A 1,033-nucleotide genomic window follows, 5' to 3' on the forward strand; every position below is an offset into this window, starting at 1 on the left:
GTTTGCACTTCAAGCCCCCCTCCGGTTGCGAGCGCCCTCGCATTGGTATTCCGGGAGGTTGGATTCACTGAACTTAAACAGTCTCTTGTTTTTAGTGCTTAAAGCACTTGGACATAACAAAAGCCCCCGGAATTTCCGGGATAGCCATAATTGTTTATGTGTTAAGTTTTAAGGAATCCAACTCCTTATTGACCGCTGCGTAGACGACCAAAAAACACAGGCCAATTCATAAAGTAATTTCAGGAGATTGGCAAGAAAAATCAATATCCCATAAAATGGCGTGATTTGGAGGGGTGTGGAGTGCTGGTTTGAATTTGACTTAAGGGGGTATATGAATGGAATAATATTAATTGTTACTCTTTTGCTTAATCAGAAATCAGCCACAAGATTGCTTTTTGTTTTTTCGGCTGGAGTTCTCTAAAATTTTTCAAAAGTGAATGTTCTTTTTCGCTGTATGTTTCTTGATCATAGTGTGAGGCATGTGTTGAAAGATTTTCTTTTGTGGCAATATCTGCATAAAAAAAGCTTATGGGAACTTCTAGTTTTTGAGCGATTTTGAGTAAACACCCTGCGCTTACACGATTGAAGCCTTTTTCATATTTTTGGATTTGTTGGAAACTGACACCTAAATAGCTTCCTAATTCTTTTTGCGAAAGGCTCATTGAAATGCGTCTGTGGCGGATTCTTTTACCTATCAAAATGTCGATAAAATTTGGATTTTTAGTTGGCACTTCAAGCCCCCCCTCCGGTTGCGAGCGCCCTCGCATTGGTATTCCGGGAGTCTAAAAGTACTGAACCCTAGTCAGCTTTTTTGCTTTTAGTGCGGAAACGCACCTGGACATAGCAAAAACTCCCGGAATTCCGGGATACCCACAAGAGTGGGTTCAATTGTACGCTAGGGTTTAGGGCTTTTAGTTCCCTGTTGATCGTTGCGTGGACGATCAAAATTACACTTTAAGTGATAAAGTAATTTCAGAAGATTGGCAAATGAAAATAGTTTTTATTTATAAACTTTATTTTTTAATGAGAGGCT

General features: G+C 39.6%; 1 protein-coding gene. It reads right to left on the bottom strand.

Going from position 1 to position 1,033, the window contains the following annotated elements:
- Window positions 1–365: 365 nt before the first annotated feature.
- A complete protein-coding gene (locus tag ACFIL8_RS10920) occupies window positions 366–731 on the bottom strand; it encodes a helix-turn-helix domain-containing protein (RefSeq protein ID WP_375689801.1) in 366 nt (121 codons plus the stop codon).
- Window positions 732–1,033 lie beyond the last annotated feature (302 nt).

The sequence above is a fragment of the Bartonella sp. AP57NXGY genome, from assembly GCF_042195805.1.
GTDB lineage: Bacteria > Pseudomonadota > Alphaproteobacteria > Rhizobiales > Rhizobiaceae > Bartonella.